Genomic DNA, 23,232 nt, shown 5'->3' on the forward strand with positions numbered 1-23,232 from the left:
TTATTTGCCCCGCAGATTAAACAGACATAGAGGTAAATAAATAGTTAATTTTTAATGACAGCCGCAAATAAAAATAGCTACAAATGCTGCTTTTAATTAACGTACTCAACGGCTTTCGAACAGACCAATCAAAAAAATTTGTAAATCTTAAAATATTTTTTTATGATAAAAATCAAAAAGATAACCTTATTAAGCACACATTCTGTAGTGTTTTAACTCGAACTAAACTCTCGCAATATGATCCACATCAATTTTCACGCTATACTGCTTTGCTAGTATCTCGCTGTGCTTTATTAACCCTTAAGAGAGAGTTAGTGTGAAAGCTGACAACCCCTTCGATGCATTATTACCTGCGGCAATGGCTAAAGTAGCCGAAGATGCCGGTGTCTATAAAGCCACCAAGCATCCGCTAAAAACCTTTTATTTAGCGATTACTGCTGGTGTGTTTATTTCAATTGCGTTTGTTTTTTATATTACAGCGACTACCGGTACTGCTGGCGTACCTTTCGGTTTTGCCAAGTTGGTCGGTGGTATTTGTTTCTCCCTGGGGCTAATGTTAGTGGTGGTATGTGGTGGTGACTTGTTCACTTCAACGGTGCTCACTACTGTCGCGAAAGCCAGTGGCCGTATTACCTGGCGTCAACTGGGATGTAACTGGGCTAATGTCTATATTGGCAACTTGTGTGGAGCGCTGTTCTTCGTCGCACTTATCTGGTTTGCCGGCCAATATACGGTCGCAAATGGTCAATGGGGTTTGAATGTTCTGCAAACCGCAGACCATAAATTGCACCATACTTTTGTTGAAGCGGTCTGTTTAGGTATTTTGGCGAACCTGATGGTCTGCCTGGCGGTATGGATGAGTTACTCCGGCCGTACCATAATGGACAAAATGTTCGCGATGATTTTACCGGTAGGGATGTTTGTCGCCAGCGGCTTTGAACACAGCATTGCAAATATGTTTATGATTCCGATGGGTATTGTTATTAAAAACTTCGCGACACCCGAGTTTTGGCAATCCATAGGAGCAGCACCTGAGCAGTTTGCTCACTTAACCGTAAGTAACTTTATTATTGATAATCTGATCCCGGTCACTATCGGCAACATCATCGGTGGTGGGTTATTGGTAGGGTTGACTTATTGGGTAATTTATCTGCGCGGTGACCAGCAACATTAATACGTGGCCGCTACGTCTGGTTTTCGAAGATATTCACATTAAAAGGTAGATGCATTATGACCGAACTTAATGAAAAATTGGCTACAGCATGGGAAGGCTTTACCAAAGGTGACTGGCAGAACGAAGTCAATGTTCGTGACTTTATTCAGAAAAACTACACCCCTTATGAAGGCGATGAGTCCTTCCTTGCCGGCCCTACCGAAGCGACCAACAAGCTGTGGGCAAAGGTTATGGAAGGCATCAAACTGGAAAACCGCACCCATGCGCCAGTTGATTTCGATACCGACGTAGTAGCAACTATCACCTCTCATGATGCTGGCTATATTAATCAATCTCTGGAAACCATCGTCGGTTTGCAGACTGAAGCCCCATTGAAACGTGCGCTGATCCCCTTCGGCGGCATCAAAATGGTAGAAGGTTCTTGCAAAGTTTACGGTCGTGAACTTGACCCGCAACTGAAAAAAGTCTTCACCGATTACCGTAAAACACATAACCAAGGTGTGTTTGACGTCTATACCAAAGACATCCTGAACTGCCGTAAATCAGGTGTACTGACCGGTTTGCCAGATGCCTATGGCCGTGGCCGTATCATCGGTGACTATCGTCGTGTAGCCGTTTACGGTATCGACTACCTGATGAAAGACAAATTAGCTCAGTTCAACTCTTTGCAAAATGATCTGGAAAACGGTAAAGACCTGGAAATGACTATCCAGTTGCGCGAAGAAATTGCTGAACAGCATCGTGCTCTGGGTCAGATTAAAGAAATGGCCGCTAAATACGGTTGCGATATCTCAGGCCCGGCAACTAACGCACAAGAAGCAGTACAGTGGACTTACTTCGGCTACCTGGCTGCGGTGAAATCCCAAAACGGTGCAGCAATGTCCTTTGGTCGTGTTTCTAGCTTCCTTGACGTGTACATCGAACGCGACATGAAAGCCGGTAAACTGACAGAAGAACAGGCGCAAGAGTTGATCGACCATTTGGTCATGAAACTGCGTATGGTTCGCTTCCTGCGTACCCCTGAGTATGATGAGTTGTTCTCTGGCGACCCAATCTGGGCAACCGAGTCACTGGCCGGTATGGGCGTTGATGGCCGTACTCTGGTGACCAAAACCAGCTTCCGCTTCCTGAACACCCTGTACACTATGGGGCCGTCTCCAGAGCCGAACATGACCATCTTGTGGTCTGAAAAGCTGCCACTGAACTTTAAAAAGTATGCCGCTAAAGTCTCTATCGATACTTCATCTGTACAGTATGAAAATGATGACCTGATGCGCCCTGACTTCAACAACGATGACTATGCCATCGCATGTTGTGTTAGCCCGATGATTGTCGGTAAACAAATGCAGTTCTTCGGTGCCCGTGCCAACCTGGCGAAAACCATGTTGTATGCAATCAACGGCGGCGTTGACGAAAAAATGAAGATCCAGGTTGGCCCGAAAGAAGCGCCAATGATGGATGAAGTGCTGGACTATGACAAAGTCATGGAACGCATGGATCACTTTATGGATTGGCTGGCTAAACAATACGTTACAGCACTGAACATCATCCACTACATGCACGACAAATACAGCTATGAAGCTGCATTGATGGCACTGCATGACCGTGATGTTTACCGGACTATGGCGTGTGGTATTGCAGGTCTGTCTGTTGCTGCTGACTCCCTGTCTGCTATCAAATATGCCAAAGTGAGCACTATTCGCGACGAAGATGGCCTGGCGGTTGACTTCAATATCGAAGGTGAATATCCGCAATTTGGTAACAACGATTCACGCGTTGATGACATCGCCTGTGACCTGGTTGAGCGCTTTATGAAGAAAATTCAGAAGCTGCGTACTTACCGTGGTGCGGTTGCAACTCAATCCGTACTGACCATCACCTCTAACGTGGTTTATGGTAAGAAAACCGGTAACACCCCAGATGGTCGCCGTGCTGGTGCGCCATTCGGTCCAGGTGCTAACCCAATGCACGGTCGTGACCAGAAAGGTGCAGTTGCCTCTCTGACATCTGTTGCTAAACTGCCGTTTGCTTATGCGAAAGATGGTATCTCTTACACCTTCTCTATCGTGCCAAACGCACTGGGTAAAGATGACGAAGTGCGTAAAGCTAACCTGGCAGGTCTGATGGATGGTTACTTCCATCACGAGGCGTCCATCGAAGGTGGTCAACATCTGAACGTGAACGTAATGAACCGCGAAATGCTGTTAGATGCGATGGAAAATCCGGAAAAATATCCGCAATTGACTATTCGTGTCTCTGGTTATGCCGTGCGTTTCAACGCGCTGACCAAAGAACAGCAGCAGGATGTCATTACTCGCACATTCACTCAGTCAATATAAGCTCTATGCCTTACAGGTATAACTAAAATAGATTAAACTAAAAGGCCTCACCTTCGTGGGGCCTTTATTTATCCAGTATTGGAGTAACCTGCAATGTCCGTACTTGGCCGCATTCACTCATTCGAATCCTGTGGCACCGTTGACGGCCCTGGTATTCGGTTTATCGTATTCTTCCAGGGGTGCTTAATGCGCTGCCTGTATTGCCACAACCGTGATACTTGGGACACCCACGGCGGTAAGGAAGTTACCGTTGAAGAATTGGTCAAAGAAGCCGTCACTTATCGCCATTTTATGAATGCTTCTGGCGGTGGTGTCACAGCCTCCGGTGGCGAAGCCATCTTACAGGCTGAGTTTGTCCGTGATTGGTTCCGTGCCTGCCACGAAGAAGGCATCCACACTTGCCTCGATACCAATGGTTTTGTGCGCCGTTATGATCCGGTGATTGATGAATTACTGGATGCCACCGATTTAGTGATGCTGGATTTAAAACAGATGGATGACAGCGTGCATCAGAATCTGGTGGGCGTCTCCAACCATCGTACTTTAGAGTTTGCCCGCTATCTGGCAAAACGTAACCAGAAAACCTGGATCCGTTATGTGGTGGTGCCAGGCTGGTCAGATGATAATAAATCCGCCCATATGCTGGGGGAATTTACTCAGAACATGACCAATATCGAGAAAATCGAATTGTTGCCTTACCATGAGTTGGGTAAGCACAAATGGGTGGCGATGGGTGAAGAATACAAACTGGATGGCGTTAAGCCACCCACTGCGGAGATTATGGACCGCGTGAAAGGTATTCTTGAAAGTTATGGTCACAAAGTCATGTATTGATAATCGTCAGTGAATCCGATAAATACCGCCATACTGGGTTACCCACTGGCGGTATTTTTTTGGCTCTTATACCGCCGCAAAGGGCGTTTGCTGTTTGTCGCCTTTGCGCAACAGCATCATCAAATAGACTAACGCCACACCGGCTATCATGATAAACAATAGGTTATCGGAATAACGCTGCATCAGCAGCGATGTCATGGTCGGGCCAGTCAAGCTGCCGATGGTATAACTCATCAACAAAGCCTGATTCATTGCCACCAGCTCATCGGCACTGGCTTTTTCACATGCCCATGCCATCGCGACCGGATAAAGAGTAAAACCGGCGCACCCCAAAATAAACAGTGCCGGTGCCAACGCATAGTTACCCAGAATGGCGATACTACCGAGAATTACCACGAACACCTGAATCCGCAACACTAACAAACGGCCATAGCGATCAGCCATTTTGCCGATCGGCCATTGACCAATAATCCCTGAACTCACCAGTAACGCCATCCACCACCCGACACTGGCATCACTCATTCCTTGATGGGATAAATACAACGGCAGCAGACCATAGAGCGAACCTAATAACACTCCGGAGATAATACAGCCATTAATACCCAAACGCGCACTACGGCGCTTGAGCATCGACCAAACGGCAATATGGGGTACGTCACTGCTCCCTTCATGGGAGAAATGCGCAAACAACAGTGGCAGCATGGCAGTAATCACCAACATGCTAACCCACGGGATAACATTCAGCAGTTGCGTTGATACCATGCCTAATAGCAACTGCCCGGTGACAGTGCCCAAATAGTAAACCATCATATAAGCTGCCAACAGTTGACCACGATTAGTTACCGTACCACTGCGCAGTAGCGCGCTTTCGACAATCACCCAAATTAACGCACAAGCCACACCGGCAAAAAAGCGCCAGCCCAACCAGCTCCAGAAATCAACCGACAGCATCAACCCGCACGTCGCCAACGCGAATAAAATACAGGAATAATGATAACTGCGATTAAAACCAAGCTGCTGGATAAATCGCCCGGCAATCAGCGTCCCGGCCAGATTCCCGCTAAAATACGATGAACTCACCATCCCCACTTGCCAGGTCGGCAATTGTTGATGAGATAACCATAAGGGAACCAAGGTATTTAAAACCGCGATAGAAATCGTAAACAGCAAAAGCCCACAGAGCAAAAGCAGCACCGGGCGAGAATATGCGGACATAATAAGATTGAAGCCGTCGGGACAAGAAAAGTGAGCGCATCATGCCACTGGTGATAAAAAAGTCAATTACATCACGAGAGTCGATAGCACAATATGTTGTTTGGTAAATCTCTGCGCGCTAAATTTTGTGTTTTCGCGGTAAGCCAAAAAAGAAAAAGCGCCCGTAGGCGCTTCAGACTGCTGACAAAACCCAACGACTCGATCTTGCAAGGTGAGGACAGGTAGAGGAGTAAAGCGTCCGCGCCGGGGATGGCGCGGCTCGAGCCTACAAGGATGTATTTACGGCGTCTTTACGATCTGCCTGTTTTCATCGCCACGGGCACTTTGTCATTAACCTCAAACGCCCGTAGGCGCTTTATAACTACTTGATAATCAAGCGAGACATATTGACTCGCTGTGACTAACCAATAAATTCCAAACCACCCATATAAGGGCGCAAAACTTCTGGTACCTGGATACGGCCATCAGCCTGCTGGTAGTTTTCCAGCACCGCTACCAAAGTACGCCCAACAGCCAGACCAGAACCATTCAGGGTATGAACCAAACGGGTTTTTCTGTCCGTTTTGTTGCGGCAGCGAGCTTGCATACGACGCGCCTGGAAATCCCACATGTTGGAACACGAAGAGATTTCACGGTAAGTATTCTGTGCTGGCAGCCACACTTCCAAGTCGTAAGTTTTGCTGGAACCAAAGCCCATATCACCAGTACACAACAGCATTTTACGGTATGGCAAATCCAGCAGTTGCAGCACTTTCTCTGCATGACCAGTTAACTCTTCCAGTGCCGCCATCGAATCTTCAGGGCGGGTTATCTGCACCATCTCAACTTTGTCGAATTGATGCATACGGATCAAGCCACGGGTATCACGGCCATAGGAACCCGCTTCAGAACGAAAGCATGGGGTATGGGCCGTCATTTTCAATGGCAGGGAATCTTCTTCCAGGATCTCGTCGCGCACCAGATTGGTCACCGGCACTTCTGCCGTTGGAATCAACGCGTAGTTGCTGCTGTCAGATTCTTCTTCTAGTGGTTTGGTATGGAAAAGATCGTCACCAAACTTAGGTAATTGACCTGTACCATAAAGGGTTGCATGGTTAACTAAATAAGGAACATAGGTTTCCAGATAACCGTGTTTTTCAGTGTGTAGGTCCAGCATGAACTGGGCCAAGGCGCGGTGCATACGCGCAATTTGCCCTTTCATCACCACAAAACGCGCGCCAGTGAGTTTTACTCCGGCTGCAAAATCAAGCCCTCCGGCCATTTCACCCAAGGAGACGTGATCTCTCACCTCAAAGTCATACTTACGCGGCTCACCCCAGCGACTCACTTCAAGATTATCGTTTTCATCTTTACCCACGGGTACAGAATCATCTGGCAAGTTAGGGATCGACAATGCCAGATCGCGGATTTCGTTTTGTAACTTGTCCAGCTCAGCCTTGGCTGCATCCAGCTTTTCACCCAACACGTTCACTTCCAGGCGTAATGGTTCGATATCTTCGCCACGCGCCTTGGCCGCACCAATCATTTTCGATCGGGCGTTACGTTCTGCTTGCAGACTTTCTGTTTCAACCTGTAAAACTTTGCGGCGCTCTTCTTGTTGGCGCAACATCTCAACATCAAGTTTAAAACCTCTGCGAGCCAGTCTTTCGGCGACTGCGTCTAGCTCATTGCGCAGCATATTGGGATCGAGCATGCTAGTCCTGTGCTTGTAGTTATGGTCATACCCTGTTATTTGAAATTGCAGCGTTGCTGGCAGCTCCAATGACTTGGGGTATAAAGGGTTATTAAAAAGAATTCAGCGACGCAAGCGGTATAATCAGCCACTTAGCAATCAGTATATAGCGCTAACCTTACCGCAACAGCAAGGCTAGCGGTAGCGTTTTATCGGGCTATTTTGATCCTGCTCAGCCAACCATGCCAGCTTTTCACCAATTTTACCTTCCAGACCTCTGGACGACGGTAAATAGTAGCGGGTTGAGGCCATTTCAGGCGGGAAGTAACTCTCACCAGCGGCATAGGCATGTTGTTCATCATGGGCATAGCGGTACTCAGCTCCCAGCCCCATCTCTTTCATTAACTTGGTTGGCGCATTGCGCAGATGTTCGGGGACATCAAAGTCTGGTTTATCACGCGCATCTTGCATTGCTGCTTTAAACGCCGAGTAAACCGCATTACTTTTCGGCGCACAAGCCAGATAAACAATCGCCTGAGCAATCGCTCGTTCACCTTCTGCCGGGCCAACACGGGTAAAACAGTCCCATGCTGATATCGCCACTTGCATCGCACGAGGATCGGCATTGCCAACGTCCTCCGACGCAATGGCTAATAAACGCCGGGCAACATAGAGTGGATCACCGCCTGCGGTGATAATGCGCGCGTACCAATACAGAGCGGCATCGGGTGCCGAGCCACGAATTGATTTATGCACCGCCGAGATGAGGTCGTAGTAGCGATCACCTTTATTATCAAAGCGCGCGCTACGCTCACCTGACACTTCTTTTAGCAAGTCAGAGGTTAAAATACGCACCCCGTTGGCATCTATTTCTGCCATATCAGCCATCATCTCAAGGCTATTCAATGCCCTGCGCGCATCGCCCCCTACCAGTTCTGACATCATGCGGCGGGTTTCATCAGGCAATTTAATATTCTGACCGCCATACCCACGGCTGCTATCAGACATTGCCTGATCAATCACCTTCTCAATATCTTCAGCCGTTAGCGCTTTGAGCAAATAGACGCGGGCTCGGGAGAGCAGAGCTGAGTTCAATTCGAAAGAGGGGTTCTCGGTAGTAGCACCAATAAAGGTTATCGTACCATCCTCAATATGCGGTAAAAATGCATCTTGCTGACTCTTATTGAAGCGATGGACTTCGTCAACAAACAAAATAGTACGCCGACCGGCATCGCGATTTTGCCGTGCGCGCTCAATAGCCTCGCGAATTTCTTTAATACCGGAGGTCACCGCAGAAATACGCTCAACATCAGCTTGACCATAACGACCAATAATTTCTGCCAACGTAGTTTTGCCAGTTCCCGGTGGCCCCCAGAGGATCATGGAGTGTAATTGCCCGGCGATGATTGCCCGCGGTAGCGGTTTACCCGGTGCCAGCAAGTGCTGCTGGCCAATGTATTGATCCAACGTCAAAGGCCGCATACGCGCGGCCAGAGGCTGAAACTCATTTTGGGAAAAGTCGAGGGACATATTACTCACGCAAACCTCACTGCCGCTGGTCGTCCAGCGTCACGCCTTTTGGTGGGGTAAATTTAAACTTGCTGGCATCTGCTGAACTATTCTGCTGCCCCTTCAGGGTGTAAGCACTGCGCTGACCATCTTGTTCAACCGCAGTGAAGCTTTTGATAGTGCCACTTGGCGTCACAGTGATCGCGAATTGTTTCAGATTACCGGTAGCAGTTTTAGGTGTCAGCTCAAAGTCATCGCCTTTCTGCTTAACATTATACTGTTTCCAGTCATCTGGATTATTACGGGTGATGAGCATAAAAGGCGTATTACCGGTGGCATTTTTCAACCAGGTAGCCGTTGCCTGTTCCACAAACGGGTTATAGAACCACAAGGTTTCGCCATCAGAAATTAACACACTCTCATCCGGTGAAGTCATGTGCCAGTTAAACAAGTTTGGCCGTTTCACCCAAAGTTCACCCTCGCCTTCCTGCACTGCCGCACCGTCAGCACTGGTAACATTTTGTGAGAAGCTGGCATGGAAGCTATTCACTTTGCTCAGACGACTTTGCAGGTCTTTACTGGCATCAGCCAGTGCTGATGCAGAAATCAAGCCGGATAACAGACAGCAAGCAACAAGCAGTTTTTTCATTATTCTAAATACCTTATAAGTTTCTGCATAAGGGCCGCAAAGCGGCCCTGTTTATGTTAAGAACTTCAGAGCAAAGTTTTACTCATGAGGCGGTGGTGCTAAAACTTCACGGTTACCATTATGGCCCGGCGTACTGACAATCTGCTGGGCTTCCATCTGCTCAATGATGCGTGCAGCACGGTTATAACCGATACGGAACTGGCGCTGAACACCAGAGATAGACGCACGGCGCTTCTCAAGGACAAAACTCACTGCCTGATCAAATAGCGGGTCCAGTTCTTCATCGCTATCAAGCCCCAAACTGCCACCTTCACCCTCTTCGCTACCACTGAGGATACTCTCGATATATTGTGGACGGCCACGGGCTTTCCAGTCATTGACCACCGCGTGAACTTCCTGATCGCGGACAAAGGCACCGTGGACGCGCACCGGTATTGAGGAGTTAGGTGCCATATACAGCATATCCCCCATACCCAGCAACGACTCTGCACCGCCCTGATCAAGGATGGTGCGTGAGTCAATCTTGCTAGATACCGTAAAAGCGATACGGGTTGGAATGTTAGCTTTAATCAAGCCGGTAATCACATCCACCGACGGTCGCTGTGTTGCCAATACCAGATGAATACCCGCAGCACGAGCCTTCTGCGCCAAACGAGCAATCAGTTCCTCAACTTTTTTGCCCACTGTCATCATCAGATCAGCAAACTCATCCACCATCACTACGATGTATGGCAATTTTACCAACATTGGTGGAGAGATATCCATGCTATCAGAGGGCTTCCAGAACGGATCTGGAATTGGCCGCCCCATCGCTTCAGCTTGTGCCACTCGCTCGTTGTAACCGGCAAGATTGCGCACGCCTAATGCCGACATCAGTTTATAGCGGCGCTCCATCTCACCGACACACCAGCGCAATGCATTCGCGGCATCCTTCATATCAGTAACCACACCGGTTAACAGGTGAGGAATGCCGTCATACACAGATAGCTCCAGCATTTTCGGGTCAATCATGATAAAGCGTACATCTTCCGGGGTGGCTTTATACAAGATACTCAGGATCATCGCATTGACCCCAACCGACTTACCTGAACCCGTAGTACCCGCCACCAGCAAGTGAGGCATTTTGGCTAAATCTGCCACCACTGGCTGCCCGGAAATATCTTTACCCAGTACGATAGCTAATGGTGATGGATTATCACGGAATTTTGCGCAATCAAGCACTTCGCGCAGATAAACTGTCTGGCGATGTTTGTTTGGTAATTCAAGGCCGACATAAGGTTTGCCCGGAATCACTTCCACCACACGAACAGCAATAGCTGACAGCGAGCGCGCCAAATCACGGGAAAGATTAGAAATACGTGAAGCTTTAACACCAGGAGCCAGATCCAATTCAAAACGAGTAATGACCGGCCCCGGAGAAATGCCAACAACTTCCGCTTTTACCCGATAATCACCTAACCGCGCTTCAACCAGACGCGCAGTTTGCTCCAAAGCAAACATATCTACCGGCTCTTCTTCCACTGGCGGAGAAGAAAGCAGATCAAGCGTTGGCAATGGTGTTGTCGGTTTGATTAGCGGTTGGTCATTACGCATCAAGAATGGATGAATCAAACTGTCCATTGCTGGCGTAGGCTGTGCTGGTACTGGTACTGGTACTGGTACTGGTACTGGTACTGGTACTGGTACTACCGATTGCACTGAAGCTGCCTGCTGTTGCGCCACCTGATTATAAGCGGTTGTCGGCGTTACTGGCAGTTGTACAGGTGCAGTCTGAACGGGCAAAGATTGCCCAGTGTGCGCTTGATACGGTGAAGGTTGATGGGTTGGACTCGGCTCAACATAACCCGACCTAAATTCTTCGTCTTCGGCCGCTGAAGGCGTAGTTTCTTCCGGATGCGGTGACAATGTAAACAGCGGCTCACGCACAGGCTCATCCACAAGGTCGGCAACCGGTGAAAAAGTGAATGCATTGCCGGTATCAACTGAACGCCTTTCACTCGCTGCATTTTGATTATCCACAGTACCATAGCGATGTTGCTGCTGTGCAGCAAAGGCTTGCCTCAACGCAGCTTCTTCCAAAGCCTGCTCATCTTCAGCATCGGGAATGCTCGTCGAAGAGAATGTTGTTTCAGCATTAGACTGCTGGTCATAACGTTCTGATTGCTGATCAGCAAAAGCCTGACGCAAAATAGCCTGCTGCAATGCATCATCATCTTCAGATGTAACCCCTGCATCCAGCTCAGATGCCTGGTATTGAGGCTGAACATCGTCCTCACCACGTTCGCGCTGTTCCTGTTCAGCCATACGCTGAGAGGGCAATTTGATACCGTAAGAGGCTAACTCGCGCCGCGTTGGAATACGCACAGGATTAGGGCGAGGTAACTCAGGGCCAATCCCCTGCTTAATCTGAGAACTGTTATCACTGGTCGCGGTAAAGGCTGGCATAAAGGTTGCAGCTACGGTGGTCGCGGCTGCAATACCAGCCCCCGACGACAGGGCGTTGTCAGGAATGGTTAATGGGTTATTTATAGAGCCAGAGGCTGCCAAACCATCAAGGCTGCGGCCAAAACCTGGGGCACTATACGAGGTATTATCAACCTGATCACTATGGCGCTGTGCAGCAGAAAAATCGAACGGTGAATGGTTGGCTGTGGATGGTGGTGTATCCCAACTCCCCATTTGCGGTTCAGGCCGTTCCAGTGTAGCGGCACGCGTCTGACCTGGTGACGGCGTATCTTGCGGAATTTCAAACGAATATAACGGTGGCGTTACCGATGTGTTAGCCGTCATCGGTGCTGCACTGTGACTGATTACCGGTTGTGCTGGCATAGCCGCAGGTGCAGAAGATAACGCGGCCTGATTATCATCATCTGTAGCACGCAAACTGCTCAATAATGGGTCGTAATTATCTTCTGTGTTAGCAGTCAATGATGGACTCTGTTCAATGCCATCGGTAGCCATTTCTGTTGCCGGTGGCGCTGAGAACAACACGTCGTCATCGGCATGAGCCGTTGATGCAGCAAGTGTGACCGCCGCGACAGCTTTATTTGCAGTAATACCCGGCGCTGACTCTTCACTCTCAATGTCACCAACACGATAGTCATCATCCTCATCGTCATAACGTTCTTTACGACGTGAGCGATTAGTCATAAATGTCACGGAACCGAGAACCACGCCTCCTATCTTCTCCGCAATGACCAACCATGACCAACCGGTAAATAGCGTCAGACCAACCGCCCAGATACAGAGCAAAGTCAGGGTTGCTCCCACACCATTAAACCACGGCAACATGGCGTTGCTGAACAAGCTGCCAATCACGCCACCAGAGGCAAAATAATAGAGATCGTCGAGGTTGAGCGCGGCAAGACCACATGAGGTCAAAATCAGGGCTAATGTGCCAATTAGACGCAATGAAAGCGCAAAATAGTCCACATGTTCATTGGCGTCACGCTGACGGAATGCAGCCCAGCACAATATCACCATAATAGGAGGGATCGCGTATGCCAAGACGCCAAAGGTGAAAAACAGCGTATCAGCCATCCACGCCCCAATACCCCCACCAAGATTGTGGATAGGTTCGTGCCATGCCGTCTGAGACCAGCTTGGGTCTGACGGATTAAAACTGAGCAGCGCAGCCATAAGGTATGCTGCCAAAATCGTCACCACAATCAAAACGGCTTCAAGCAAACGTCGCCCGCTGCTAAGTTTTTTCAAGGTAACTTCTTTATCTTCTGTATATTCCTGGCTCAAGAAAGGCTCTCCAGGTTCCTGTTGACTAGTATGAGCGACAACGCCGAGAACCCTCCCGGCGTTGAAACTGTATGAATAAACAGGAGTGTAACCAAATTACTCAGGTTTTGCACCTGCCTGTTTACCGCGTTTTAATTACCAAGCGGTTACTCTGCTTCACTTCTTCCATAACCACATAGGTACGGGTATCGTTGACACCCGGCAGGCGAAGCAAGGTTTCACCGAGTAAAGTACGGTACGCAGACATATCCGGTACACGGGTTTTCAACAAGTAGTCGAAATCGCCAGAAACCAGGTGACACTCTTGAATTTCCTCAAGATTTTTAACAGCGGCATTAAATTGCTCAAACACGTCCGGAGCGCCACGATTCAGAGTAATCTCAACAATAACCAGCAGTGACGCATCCAAATATTGTGGATTTAGCAACGCGGTATAGCCATGAATGAAGCCCTGTCGCTCTAAACGGCGCACACGTTCCAGGCATGGTGTTGGTGACAACCCGACTCGTTTTGAAAGCTCAACGTTAGAGATGCGCCCATCCTTTTGTAATTCATTCAGGATGTTACGATCTATACGGTCAAGCTCTTTCCCCGGGCGTTTTTTATTATCTATCATCTTATTAGTCTCTCTTATTTTCCTTAAGTCCACGACACGCTCTTAGTGATAAATACTTTCAGAACCTGTTGCAGACAACGACCCGCAGCCTTTTTATGCAAATATATCAACACGTTGTTATCTCACACCTTGTCTGTCCAACTGTATGCGAGGCACTCGAAGATTATTAGCGTTAGAAGAAGAGACAAACATCACAACAAACAACCGCAGATACATCCCCCCCTGTGGTTATTCGAGCATTTACTCCACATGCCATCCAGCATTAAGCGAAAACATTCCAGGGTTTTCGTTTGGTATCATTGATACCAAATCTGAAATTATGGCGCGCAGATAATTTCTTCTTCCATAGATGTTTTCGCAAATGCACAGCCGATTGTCAAAGTAAAAGAAGTTAAATCAGTAGAACGTGCCAGAATTAAAATCCCCAGGGTCATTCCTGACCTATTTTACCCCCCCTAAATTGCCATAAAATGGCGCAAAAAGGCTTACGGATAATCAGGCTATATTTTCAGCTATCGGCTCACAAGCCACATATTTTATGGGGTTTAAGTCAATTCGGACAATTTCAGCCATTACTTTAAGATATAATTCCAATAAATTTATTAATTGTTTTAATCCCTTGATTCGCTAACCGCCGATTCTTAATACATTTTGTCTATTAAATAGGCTTCACCTATCAAACTAATCGCTAACAACATTTTTGCCTGCTTTTTTTAATGCCATATTTTCCCTACAATCGTTAACATTGTCCGCCATTGTGGGAAAGAGGTATTCATGAGTACGGCTAAACATAACAAATTAATTATTCTGGGTTCTGGTCCTGCGGGTTATACCGCAGCGGTTTATGCTGCCCGCGCCAATCTAAAACCTGTATTGATTACCGGGATGGAACAAGGCGGTCAGTTGACCACCACAACCGATGTTGAGAACTGGCCCGGTGACGCTGAAGGCTTGACCGGCCCTGCGCTGATGGAACGGATGCGTGAACATGCAGAGAAATTCCAAACAGAGATTGTGTTCGACCATATTAACAGCGTCGACTTACAAAACCGCCCGTTCCGTCTGTTTGGTGACAGCCATGAGTACACCTGTGATGCCTTGATCATCGCAACTGGCGCATCGGCACGCTATCTGGGGATGGATTCAGAAGAAGCCTTTAAAGGGAAAGGGGTTTCAGCCTGTGCAACCTGTGATGGTTTCTTCTATCGCAATCAAAAAGTCGCGGTGGTCGGCGGCGGAAATACCGCAGTTGAAGAAGCATTGTATCTGGCCAATATCGCCGCTGAAGTTCATTTGATTCACCGCCGTGATAGCTTCCGCTCAGAAAAAATCTTGATCGACCGCCTGATGGAAAAAGTGGAAAACGGCAATATCGTATTGCACACTGACCGCACGCTGGACGAAGTTTTGGGTGATAACATGGGTGTCACCGGTGTGCGCCTGAAATCCACCAAAAACAGTGAAACACAAGAAATTGCTGTTGCTGGCGTTTTCATTGCGATTGGCCACAGCCCAAATACCGCCATCTTTGGTGACCAACTGGCGCTGGAAAACGGCTACATCAAAGTTCAGTCTGGTCTGCAAGGTAATGCCACACAGACCTCAATTCCGGGCGTGTTTGCTGCGGGCGATGTCATGGACCATATTTATCGTCAGGCAATCACCTCTGCCGGTACCGGTTGTATGGCTGCCCTGGATGCAGAACGTTATCTGGACGGGTTAGTGAACGATAAATAACATTTCGGCATACTGATTCAAATTTAATATAGCGGGTGGTTTGCGATAAGTGAGCTGCCCGTTTTCATTTCTGCTTTGTACTTAATTTCGTGCAGCGGCATGTCAATGAAAAACAGCAAATTATAGATATCGACTAATGCGGCGGCTATCACAAGCATTATGGTTTCACCTCATGGCATGACGAGGTAATATTGCCCCTCGCTGGTTTACCATCATCAATGATGGCAGACATTCATAGATTTCATACCCAATAGTAAGCAGACAAATTGCCTGATGAATAAAACAAGACAGTATGAGTTGATTCGTTGGCTGAAAAAACAGAGCGCCCCCGCGCAACGTTGGCTCCGCCTGTCCATGTTACTTGGCTTGCTCAGCGGGTTGTTGATTATCGCTCAAGCGTGGTTGTTGGCAACCTTGCTGCAAGCCCTGATTATTGACAAGCTCCCCCGCACAGCACTGACTGCTGATTTCTGGCTGCTGGCCGGAACCTTTGCCGCGCGAGCCGTGGTCAGCTGGCTACGTGAACGGGTAGGCTTCATTTGCGGTATGCGCGTACGTCAACAAATCCGCAAAGTAGTATTAGACCGCTTAGAGCAACTGGGGCCATCGTGGGTGAAGGGCAAACCTGCCGGGAGTTGGGCAACCATCATTCTCGAACAAATTGAAGATATGCAGGACTACTACTCCCGCTATCTGCCACAAATGTATCTGGCGGTCTTTATTCCCATCCTGATTCTGATAGCCATCTTCCCTATCAACTGGGCGGCAGGCTTGATCTTGTTTGTGACTGCACCACTGATACCGGTGTTTATGGCACTGGTCGGTATGGGCGCTGCCGATGCCAATCGCCGTAATTTTGTGGCACTGGCACGCTTAAGCGGTAATTTTCTTGATCGCTTGCGCGGGCTAGACACGCTAAGGTTATTTAATCGCGCCAAAGCTGAAACCGACCAAATTCGCGACTCTTCAGAAGATTTTCGCCGTCGCACTATGGAAGTACTGCGTATGGCGTTTCTCTCTTCGGCAGTATTAGAATTTTTCGCTGCCATATCCATTGCTATCGTTGCGGTCTATTTTGGTTTCTCTTATCTGGGTGAGCTTAATTTTGGCAGCTATGGTTTCGGCGTAACCCTATTTGCTGGCTTTTTGGTGCTGATTCTCGCTCCTGAGTTCTTCCAACCGTTACGTGATTTAGGTACGTTCTATCACGCAAAAGCCCAAGCAGTCGGCGCAGCAGAGTCATTAGTCACATTTTTGAGTAGTGAAAGCGAGTCTATCGGCCTGGGTGAAAAAGTGTTGGATGGTCAAGAGGCGGTGGCCCTTGAAGCTCACGAATTAGAAATTCTGGCACCGAGTGGTATTTGTCTCGCCGGGCCACTGACATTTTCACTACTCGCAGGCAAACGCGTAGCGGTGGTTGGGTTGAGTGGCGCGGGCAAGAGTTCGTTACTCAATTTGCTACTGGGCTTTTTACCTTATCGTGGCTCGCTAAAAGTTAACGGTGTCGAACTACGTGAGTTGGAGCCGCAACGCTGGCGCAGCCAATTAAGCTGGGTGGGCCAAAATCCACATTTGCCAGAACAAACACTGGCCACCAATATTTTACTGGGGCAGCCTGATGCCTCTGAAAGTCAATTACAGCAAGCGGTGGAACGTGCTTATATCAATGAATTCCTCGCTGACTTGCCGCAAGGGTTAAATACAGAGGTTGGTGATCATTCAGCGCGCCTATCTGTTGGCCAGGCGCAGCGCGTTGCTGTCGCCAGAGCGCTATTAAACCCATGTCGCTTATTGCTACTGGATGAACCAACCGCAAGCCTTGATGCCCATAGCGAGCAGTTGGTGATGAACGCGTTGGGGGACGCTTCACGTAGGCAGACGACGCTGCTGGTTACACATCAGTTAGAAGATACGCTGGGTTACGATCAAATCTGGGTTATGGATAAAGGTCTTCTAATTCAGCAAGGCGATTACGCCACCCTCAGCAAGTCTGACGGTTCATTTGCCAATCTGCTGTCCCACCGCAGTGAGGAGCTTTAATCATGCGCGTCCTACTTCCCTTCCTGGCATTGTATCGCCGCCATTGGTTCCTGATTTGTCTGGGTATTGTGCTGGCAATTATCACCTTGCTTTCCAGCATCGGATTGCTGACATTATCCGGGTGGTTTCTTGCAGGGACTGCCATCGTCGGCCCAGCAGGACTATACACGTTTAATTATCTACTACCGGCCGCTGGCGTTAGAGGCGCGGCGATAACTCGTACTGCGGGGCGCTATGCCGAGCGAGTTGTCAGTCACGATGCAACGTTCCGCGTACTGGCTCATCTGCGGGTATTTGCTTTTCAAAAAATCCTGCCGCTTTCACCTGCCGGTATTGCCCGATTTCGCCAAAGTGAATTGCTGAACCGTTTGGTTGCTGACGTCGATACCCTTGACCATCTCTATCTGCGAGTGATATCGCCGTTAGTGGCAGCTATTGTGATTATTGCTGCTGTGACTTTTGGGCTGAGCTATCTGGATGGCAACCTGGCGCTGACGCTGGGCACTATCCTGCTTAGTCTGCTGTTATCGATACCACTGATTTTCTACCGCGCCGGTAAGCCCATCGGCAGTGACCTTACTGACTTACGTGGCCGTTACCGCTCGCAACTGACCTCTTGGCTACAGGGGCAGGCCGAATTATTGGTCTTCGGTGCCCTACAGCGTTTTCGTCATTCGTTGGAAGAAATTGAATCGCGTTGGATGACCCGCCAAAAGCAGCAAGCATCGCTAGCTGGGTTAGCACAGGCGCTGATGATTCTAGCGTCCGGTCTGACCGTCACCCTCATTTTGTGGTTAGCAGCTCAAGGTGTCGGCGGTAATAGCCAGCCGGGTGCATTGCTGGCACTGTTTGTCTTCACTTCGTTGGCGGCATTTGAAGCGCTGCTCCCCGTAGCCGGTGCCTTTCAGCATTTGGGGCAGGTTATCGCCTCGGCGACACGAGTCAGGCAATTGATGGATCAAAGACCTGAAGTGACATTCCCAGTCAGTGGCCCGGCAGTGGCCTCGCAGGTAGCGCTGGAAGTGACAGGGTTGAGTTTTACTTACCCACAGCAACCCTTACCTGTTTTGCAAAACATATCGCTCTCACTGGCAGCAGGAGAGCATATTGCACTACTGGGCCGCACTGGCTGCGGCAAGTCTACTTTCCTGCAATTATTAACCCGTGCCTGGGATGCGACTGAAGGCACTATCACGCTGAATGGGCAACCCGTAGCCAATTATGATGAAACAGCGTTACGCCAGATGATGACCGTGGTCAGCCAGCGGGTGCATATATTCAGCAGTACCTTACGTGAAAATCTATTGATCGCCTGCCCTACCGCTTCAGATGCGCAACTGAAAGCTGTTTTGGAACAAGTAGGATTAGCTAATTTGCTCGATAACAGTGAGGGTCTGAATGCCTGGATGGGGGATGGTGGCCGCCCACTATCCGGTGGAGAACAGCGTCGGGTAGGGATTGCACGCGCCTTACTGCACTCTGCACCGTTACTGCTACTTGATGAACCTACAGAAGGGCTGGACGCCGAAACTGAACAACAGATTCTGGCACTACTGCGACAGCATTGTCAGCACAAGAGCGTGATCATTGTCACTCACCGCTTGTACGGACTGGAATATATGGACCGAATCTGCGTGATGGATGGTGGAAAGATTGTCGAACAAGGCTCTCACCAAAGCTTATTGCAGAGCAAAGGGCGCTATTATCAATTCCATCAGCGGCATTGATGCAGTGATTATATGTGAGCAAAGTAACTGAGCACGGGCTGATAATCAGTAGATTTATAGCTAATGTTAAGTAAACCTGCTGAAAATAAAGCAGTCTTATTTGTTATTGATGATACCCAGAATAATTAGAGTTGCAGCTGGGCAAAATAAACGAGCGATCGTTCCTGTATCGACTTGAACACAGATATAGCCACCCATAGGGTAAACCTCATGGATGAGGGCCATTAATCCCCAGCCGCTTACATCAGTAGGTGGATCGGGTGACTGAAGCCAGTCAACGCACATGCAACTTGAAGTATGACCAATATATGGGCCTGTAAGCATCACCAAGGGGATTTATGCGCATCACACAACTCTCTTCTCAATCATTTGCGTTCCCCTCCCCTGAGCTGGCCCTGCGCGAACCTAATGGTTTGCTGGCACTGGGGGGGGATTTATCGGCTCCACGTCTGCTAGCGGCTTACCAACGGGGGATATTCCCTTGGTTTAGCCCCGGAGAGATGATTCTATGGTGGTCACCGAACCCGCGTGCCGTGTTATTTCCTGAAGATTTGCACATCAGCCGTAGTATGCGACGTTTTCTGCGGCGCTGCCCTTACCGTTTCACCCTCAATCATGCGTTTGCTGATGTGGTCAATGCTTGCGCTTCACTACGTGATGAAGGAACCTGGATTGGCGATGATGTACAGCAAGCTTATTGCCAGTTACATGCGTTGGGCCACGCCCACTCAGTGGAAGTTTGGTTGGGAAATGAGCTAGTTGGTGGTTTGTATGGTATCACCGTCGGTAAGTTGTTTTGCGGAGAATCGATGTTTAGCCGTGCGGACAATGCCTCAAAAAGTGCATTAATGGTTTTTTGTCATCATTTTACCCGTCAGGGTGGAGAACTGATTGACTGTCAGGTCCTCAACGCTCACACTGCGTCGCTGGGTGCGATTGAGATCCCACGCGATTTTTTTATGCAGCAGTTGAGTCAACTCCAGTTTAGTCCACTACCGGCTGAATGCTGGTTACCGCAATCGTTGAATTTTTCATCCGCGATGCAGTAAAGATCAACCGTTGAGAATGTACCCCACATTAGGCTTTATCCCCTCTTACCGGCAGACTCTTTTTGCTGAAATGGTGTGATGACCGCCAACACTTCTTTACATAATGTGGGTTTTTCGGCATTATCTTGCCGGTTAAAAACTAAGGTAGTTACACCTAGAGGATTCGATGGCCAGAGAAGACGATATTGAAATGCAGGGCACCGTTCTTGATACGCTGCCGAACACCATGTTCCGTGTTGAATTGGAAAACGGGCACGTGGTAACCGCTCATATCTCAGGTAAAATGCGTAAAAACTATATCCGCATCCTGACGGGTGACAAAGTCACTGTAGCGCTGACCCCGTATGACCTGAGCAAAGGCCGCATTATCTTCCGTGCCCGTTAATAGGCTAATCTGTCGCCAGTCCATGACTTGCGAACGTTGAGGATATAGCCCCCTCCGACGCCCTTCCAACTTATGGCAAGGGTGTTTTGCGTTTTCTTTTGTTTACCGATTTAGCGCTACTTACTAAGTGTAAAAAACAAAAGTGACATGCAAAAGTCATAATTGTGGGAAATAAAAAGGGCGGTAAGCTTATTAATATTAGCTTACCGCCCTTTACTTTAATTATTATCTAATTAATAACCCACTAACTTAATGCACTGCGCCTTCAGTTTTGCGTTTTTGCGCACTCTGAAACTCATAAGCCAGTTGTTGTTTCTCTTTATCAAGCCCAACAGTCACTGAACCACCGTCGACCAGCGAACCGAACAACAGCTCGTTTGCTAGCGGTTTTTTCAGATTTTCCTGGATAACACGAACCATTGGTCGTGCTCCCATCGCTTTGTCATAACCTTTTTCAGATAACCAATCGCGTGCCTCGTCGCTGACTTCCAGTGACACACCTTTGGCATCCAACTGTGCTTGCAACTCAACAATAAACTTATCGACGACCTGCTGGATAACCGCAGGAGATAAGTGGTTGAACCAAATAATGTTATCCAACCGGTTACGGAATTCCGGTGTGAATATTTTTTTGATCTCCTCCAGCGCATCGGTACTGTTGTCTTGCTGTTTGAAACCAATCGACGTCCGTTGTGTTTCTCGTACACCGGCATTGGTGGTCATGACCAAAATGACATTGCGGAAATCCGCTTTACGGCCATTGTTATCGGTCAGAGTACCATTATCCATCACTTGCAATAACAGGTTGAATACATCCGGATGGGCTTTCTCAATTTCATCGAGCAGCAGTACGGCATGAGGATGTTTGATAACCGCATCCGTCAACAACCCCCCCTGATCGTAACCAACATAGCCCGGAGGCGCACCAATCAAGCGGCTGACTGTGTGACGTTCCATATATTCAGACATATCAAAGCGCAGTAGCTCTATATCCAGAGCCTTGGCCAATTGCACTGTAACTTCGGTTTTCCCGACACCGGTAGGCCCGGCAAACAGGAATGAACCAACAGGTTTATGGTCATGCCCTAACCCTGCACGACTCATTTTGATTGCCTCGGATAGAGCATCGATAGCTTTATCTTGACCAAATACCAACATATTCAGGCGGCTACTTAAGTTTCTCAACACATCACGGTCGCTGGCAGAAACTGTTTTTTCCGGAATACGAGCGATACGAGCAACCACCGACTCAATATCAGACACATTAACGGTTTTCTTGCGTTTGTTGATTGGCATAAGACGGCTACGCGCACCGGCTTCATCAATCACATCAATGGCTTTATCCGGTAAATGGCGGTCATTAATATATTTGACCGATAACTCCACTGCCGCACGGATCGCTTTCGCGGTGTAACGCACGTCATGATGCGCTTCATATTTTGGTTTTAGGCCATTAATAATCTGAACCGTTTCTTCCGGCGTCGGTTCAGTGATATCTATCTTCTGGAAGCGACGTGCCAGGGCGCGATCTTTTTCAAAGATATTGCTGAACTCCTGATACGTGGTTGAACCAATGACTCGAATTTTACCACTGGAAAGTAGCGGCTTAATCAAGTTAGCGGCATCGACTTGCCCACCAGAGGCAGCTCCGGCACCGATAATGGTATGAATTTCATCGATAAACAGAATGCTATCTTTGTCGTTTTCTAACTGTTTCAGCAACGCCTTGAAGCGTTTTTCAAAGTCACCACGGTATTTGGTGCCAGCCAACAGCGAGCCGATATCCAGTGAATATAATGTGCATTCGGACATCACTTCCGGAACGTCACCCTGCACGATACGCCAGGCCAACCCTTCGGCAATAGCCGTTTTACCGACACCGGATTCCCCGACCAACAGTGGGTTATTTTTACGCCGGCGGCACAGAACCTGAATAGCACGTTCCAGCTCTTTATCGCGGCCAATGAGAGGGTCAATGCCACCCACGCGGGCCAGTTGGTTCAGATTGGTGGTGAAGTTCTCCATACGGTCTTCCCCTCCAGCCTGCTCTTCATTCACTGGGTTTTCTGCATTCGGAGCCTGGCCCGGTTCGTCCTTACGAGCACCGTGGGAAATAAAGTTCACCACATCCAAACGGCTGACATCATGCTTACGCAACAGGTAGGCCGCCTGAGACTCTTGTTCACTGAAAATGGCGACCAATACGTTTGCACCCGAGACTTCGTTGCGCCCCGAGGATTGAACGTGGAATACCGCACGTTGCAACACGCGTTGGAAACTGAGCGTAGGCTGGGTGTCACGCTCTTCTTCACTGACAGGTAATGTCGGCGTGGTTTGTTCGATAAAAGCTTCCAATTCCTGGCGTAGGGCTACCAGGTCAACTGTACATGCCTCCAGCGCTTCCCGCGCGGCTGGATTGCTCAGCAATGCCAGCAACAGGTGCTCCACTGTCATAAACTCGTGTCTGTGCTCACGCGCTCTGGCGAAAGCCATGTTGAGACTGAGTTCAAGTTCTTGATTGAGCATAGGCACCTCC

The 23,232-nt window shown here is 48.7% G+C and carries 16 protein-coding genes and 1 pseudogene; 9 read left to right on the forward strand and 8 right to left on the reverse strand.

Translation table 11 applies throughout. The features are described 5' to 3' along the window. Positions 1-316: 316 nt before the first annotated feature. The 3 genes from focA (at position 317) to pflA (ending at position 4,347) form a co-directional block, all read left to right on the forward strand. The gene (gene focA, locus AT01_RS04820) at positions 317-1,174 is read left to right on the forward strand and encodes a formate transporter FocA (RefSeq protein WP_004700001.1); all 858 of its coding nucleotides are present in this window, start codon (positions 317-319) and stop codon (positions 1,172-1,174) included. Between the two features lie 56 nt (positions 1,175-1,230). Further along, positions 1,231-3,513: a formate C-acetyltransferase gene (pflB, locus tag AT01_RS04825; protein ID WP_042546291.1), complete on the forward strand. Its 2,283-nt coding sequence runs from the start codon at positions 1,231-1,233 to the stop codon at positions 3,511-3,513. Positions 3,514-3,606: 93 nt separating this feature from the next. After that, positions 3,607-4,347 (forward strand): pyruvate formate lyase 1-activating protein, encoded by a 741-nt coding sequence (gene pflA, locus AT01_RS04830; RefSeq protein WP_004699997.1) that lies wholly within the window; start codon positions 3,607-3,609, stop codon positions 4,345-4,347. Between the two features lie 66 nt (positions 4,348-4,413). Here pflA and AT01_RS04835 read toward each other — a convergent pair whose 3' ends face one another. Then, complete coding sequence (locus AT01_RS04835) at positions 4,414-5,562, reverse strand: MFS transporter (RefSeq protein WP_042546292.1); 1,149 nt, start codon at positions 5,560-5,562, stop codon at positions 4,414-4,416. Positions 5,563-5,834: 272 nt separating this feature from the next. Here AT01_RS04835 and AT01_RS22030 point away from each other — a divergent pair. Then, positions 5,835-5,900 (forward strand): annotated as a pseudogene (locus AT01_RS22030) (gluconate 5-dehydrogenase); the annotation flags it as partial. A gap of 62 nt (positions 5,901-5,962) precedes the next feature. On the opposite strand, the gene serS reads toward AT01_RS22030, so the two are convergent. The 5 genes from serS to lrp all read right to left on the reverse strand — a co-directional run bounded on the left by serS (position 5,963) and on the right by lrp (position 13,758). Beyond that, a complete protein-coding gene (gene serS, locus AT01_RS04840) occupies positions 5,963-7,255 on the reverse strand; it encodes a serine--tRNA ligase (protein WP_042546293.1) in 1,293 nt (430 codons plus the stop codon). Between the two features lie 174 nt (positions 7,256-7,429). Further along, on the reverse strand, positions 7,430-8,773 hold the full coding sequence (locus AT01_RS04845; RefSeq protein ID WP_042546294.1) for a replication-associated recombination protein A: 1,344 nt from the start codon (positions 8,771-8,773) through the stop codon (positions 7,430-7,432). 7 nt (positions 8,774-8,780) lie between these two features. Continuing rightward, entirely contained in the window at positions 8,781-9,392 is a 612-nt protein-coding gene (gene lolA, locus AT01_RS04850; protein WP_004699989.1) for an outer membrane lipoprotein chaperone LolA, read from the reverse strand. A gap of 78 nt (positions 9,393-9,470) precedes the next feature. After that, on the reverse strand, positions 9,471-13,142 hold the full coding sequence (locus AT01_RS04855) for a DNA translocase FtsK 4TM domain-containing protein (protein WP_042546295.1): 3,672 nt from the start codon (positions 13,140-13,142) through the stop codon (positions 9,471-9,473). Between the two features lie 121 nt (positions 13,143-13,263). Beyond that, a complete protein-coding gene (gene lrp / locus AT01_RS04860; protein ID WP_002211340.1) occupies positions 13,264-13,758 on the reverse strand; it encodes a leucine-responsive transcriptional regulator Lrp in 495 nt (164 codons plus the stop codon). Between the two features lie 774 nt (positions 13,759-14,532). Here lrp and trxB point away from each other — a divergent pair. Continuing rightward, on the forward strand, positions 14,533-15,495 hold the full coding sequence (gene trxB / locus AT01_RS04865) for a thioredoxin-disulfide reductase (protein ID WP_042546296.1): 963 nt from the start codon (positions 14,533-14,535) through the stop codon (positions 15,493-15,495). Between the two features lie 23 nt (positions 15,496-15,518). Here trxB and AT01_RS22435 read toward each other — a convergent pair whose 3' ends face one another. Further along, positions 15,519-15,653 carry a hypothetical protein gene (locus tag AT01_RS22435; protein ID WP_268748253.1) on the reverse strand — a complete coding sequence of 45 codons (135 nt, stop codon included), beginning with the start codon at positions 15,651-15,653 and terminating at the stop codon, positions 15,519-15,521. A 115-nt stretch (positions 15,654-15,768) separates the two neighbouring features. Between AT01_RS22435 and cydD the strand changes: the two genes are divergently transcribed. From cydD to infA, 4 genes are all read left to right on the forward strand, one after another. Continuing rightward, positions 15,769-17,535 carry a heme ABC transporter permease/ATP-binding protein CydD gene (gene cydD / locus AT01_RS04870; protein ID WP_042546297.1) on the forward strand — a complete coding sequence of 589 codons (1,767 nt, stop codon included), beginning with the start codon at positions 15,769-15,771 and terminating at the stop codon, positions 17,533-17,535. A gap of 2 nt (positions 17,536-17,537) precedes the next feature. Next, complete coding sequence (cydC, locus tag AT01_RS04875) at positions 17,538-19,262, forward strand: heme ABC transporter ATP-binding protein/permease CydC (protein WP_042546298.1); 1,725 nt, start codon at positions 17,538-17,540, stop codon at positions 19,260-19,262. 338 nt (positions 19,263-19,600) lie between these two features. Next, the gene (aat, locus tag AT01_RS04880) at positions 19,601-20,311 is read left to right on the forward strand and encodes a leucyl/phenylalanyl-tRNA--protein transferase (protein WP_042546299.1); all 711 of its coding nucleotides are present in this window, start codon (positions 19,601-19,603) and stop codon (positions 20,309-20,311) included. A 166-nt stretch (positions 20,312-20,477) separates the two neighbouring features. Beyond that, the gene (gene infA, locus AT01_RS04885; RefSeq protein ID WP_004699974.1) at positions 20,478-20,696 is read left to right on the forward strand and encodes a translation initiation factor IF-1; all 219 of its coding nucleotides are present in this window, start codon (positions 20,478-20,480) and stop codon (positions 20,694-20,696) included. A 249-nt stretch (positions 20,697-20,945) separates the two neighbouring features. On the opposite strand, the gene clpA is transcribed toward infA, so the two are convergent. Then, entirely contained in the window at positions 20,946-23,222 is a 2,277-nt protein-coding gene (gene clpA / locus AT01_RS04890; RefSeq protein WP_042546300.1) for an ATP-dependent Clp protease ATP-binding subunit ClpA, read from the reverse strand. Positions 23,223-23,232: the final 10 nt, after the last annotated feature.

The sequence above is a fragment of the Yersinia aldovae 670-83 genome, from assembly GCF_000834395.1.
In the GTDB taxonomy this organism is placed as follows: Bacteria; Pseudomonadota; Gammaproteobacteria; order Enterobacterales; family Enterobacteriaceae; genus Yersinia; species Yersinia aldovae.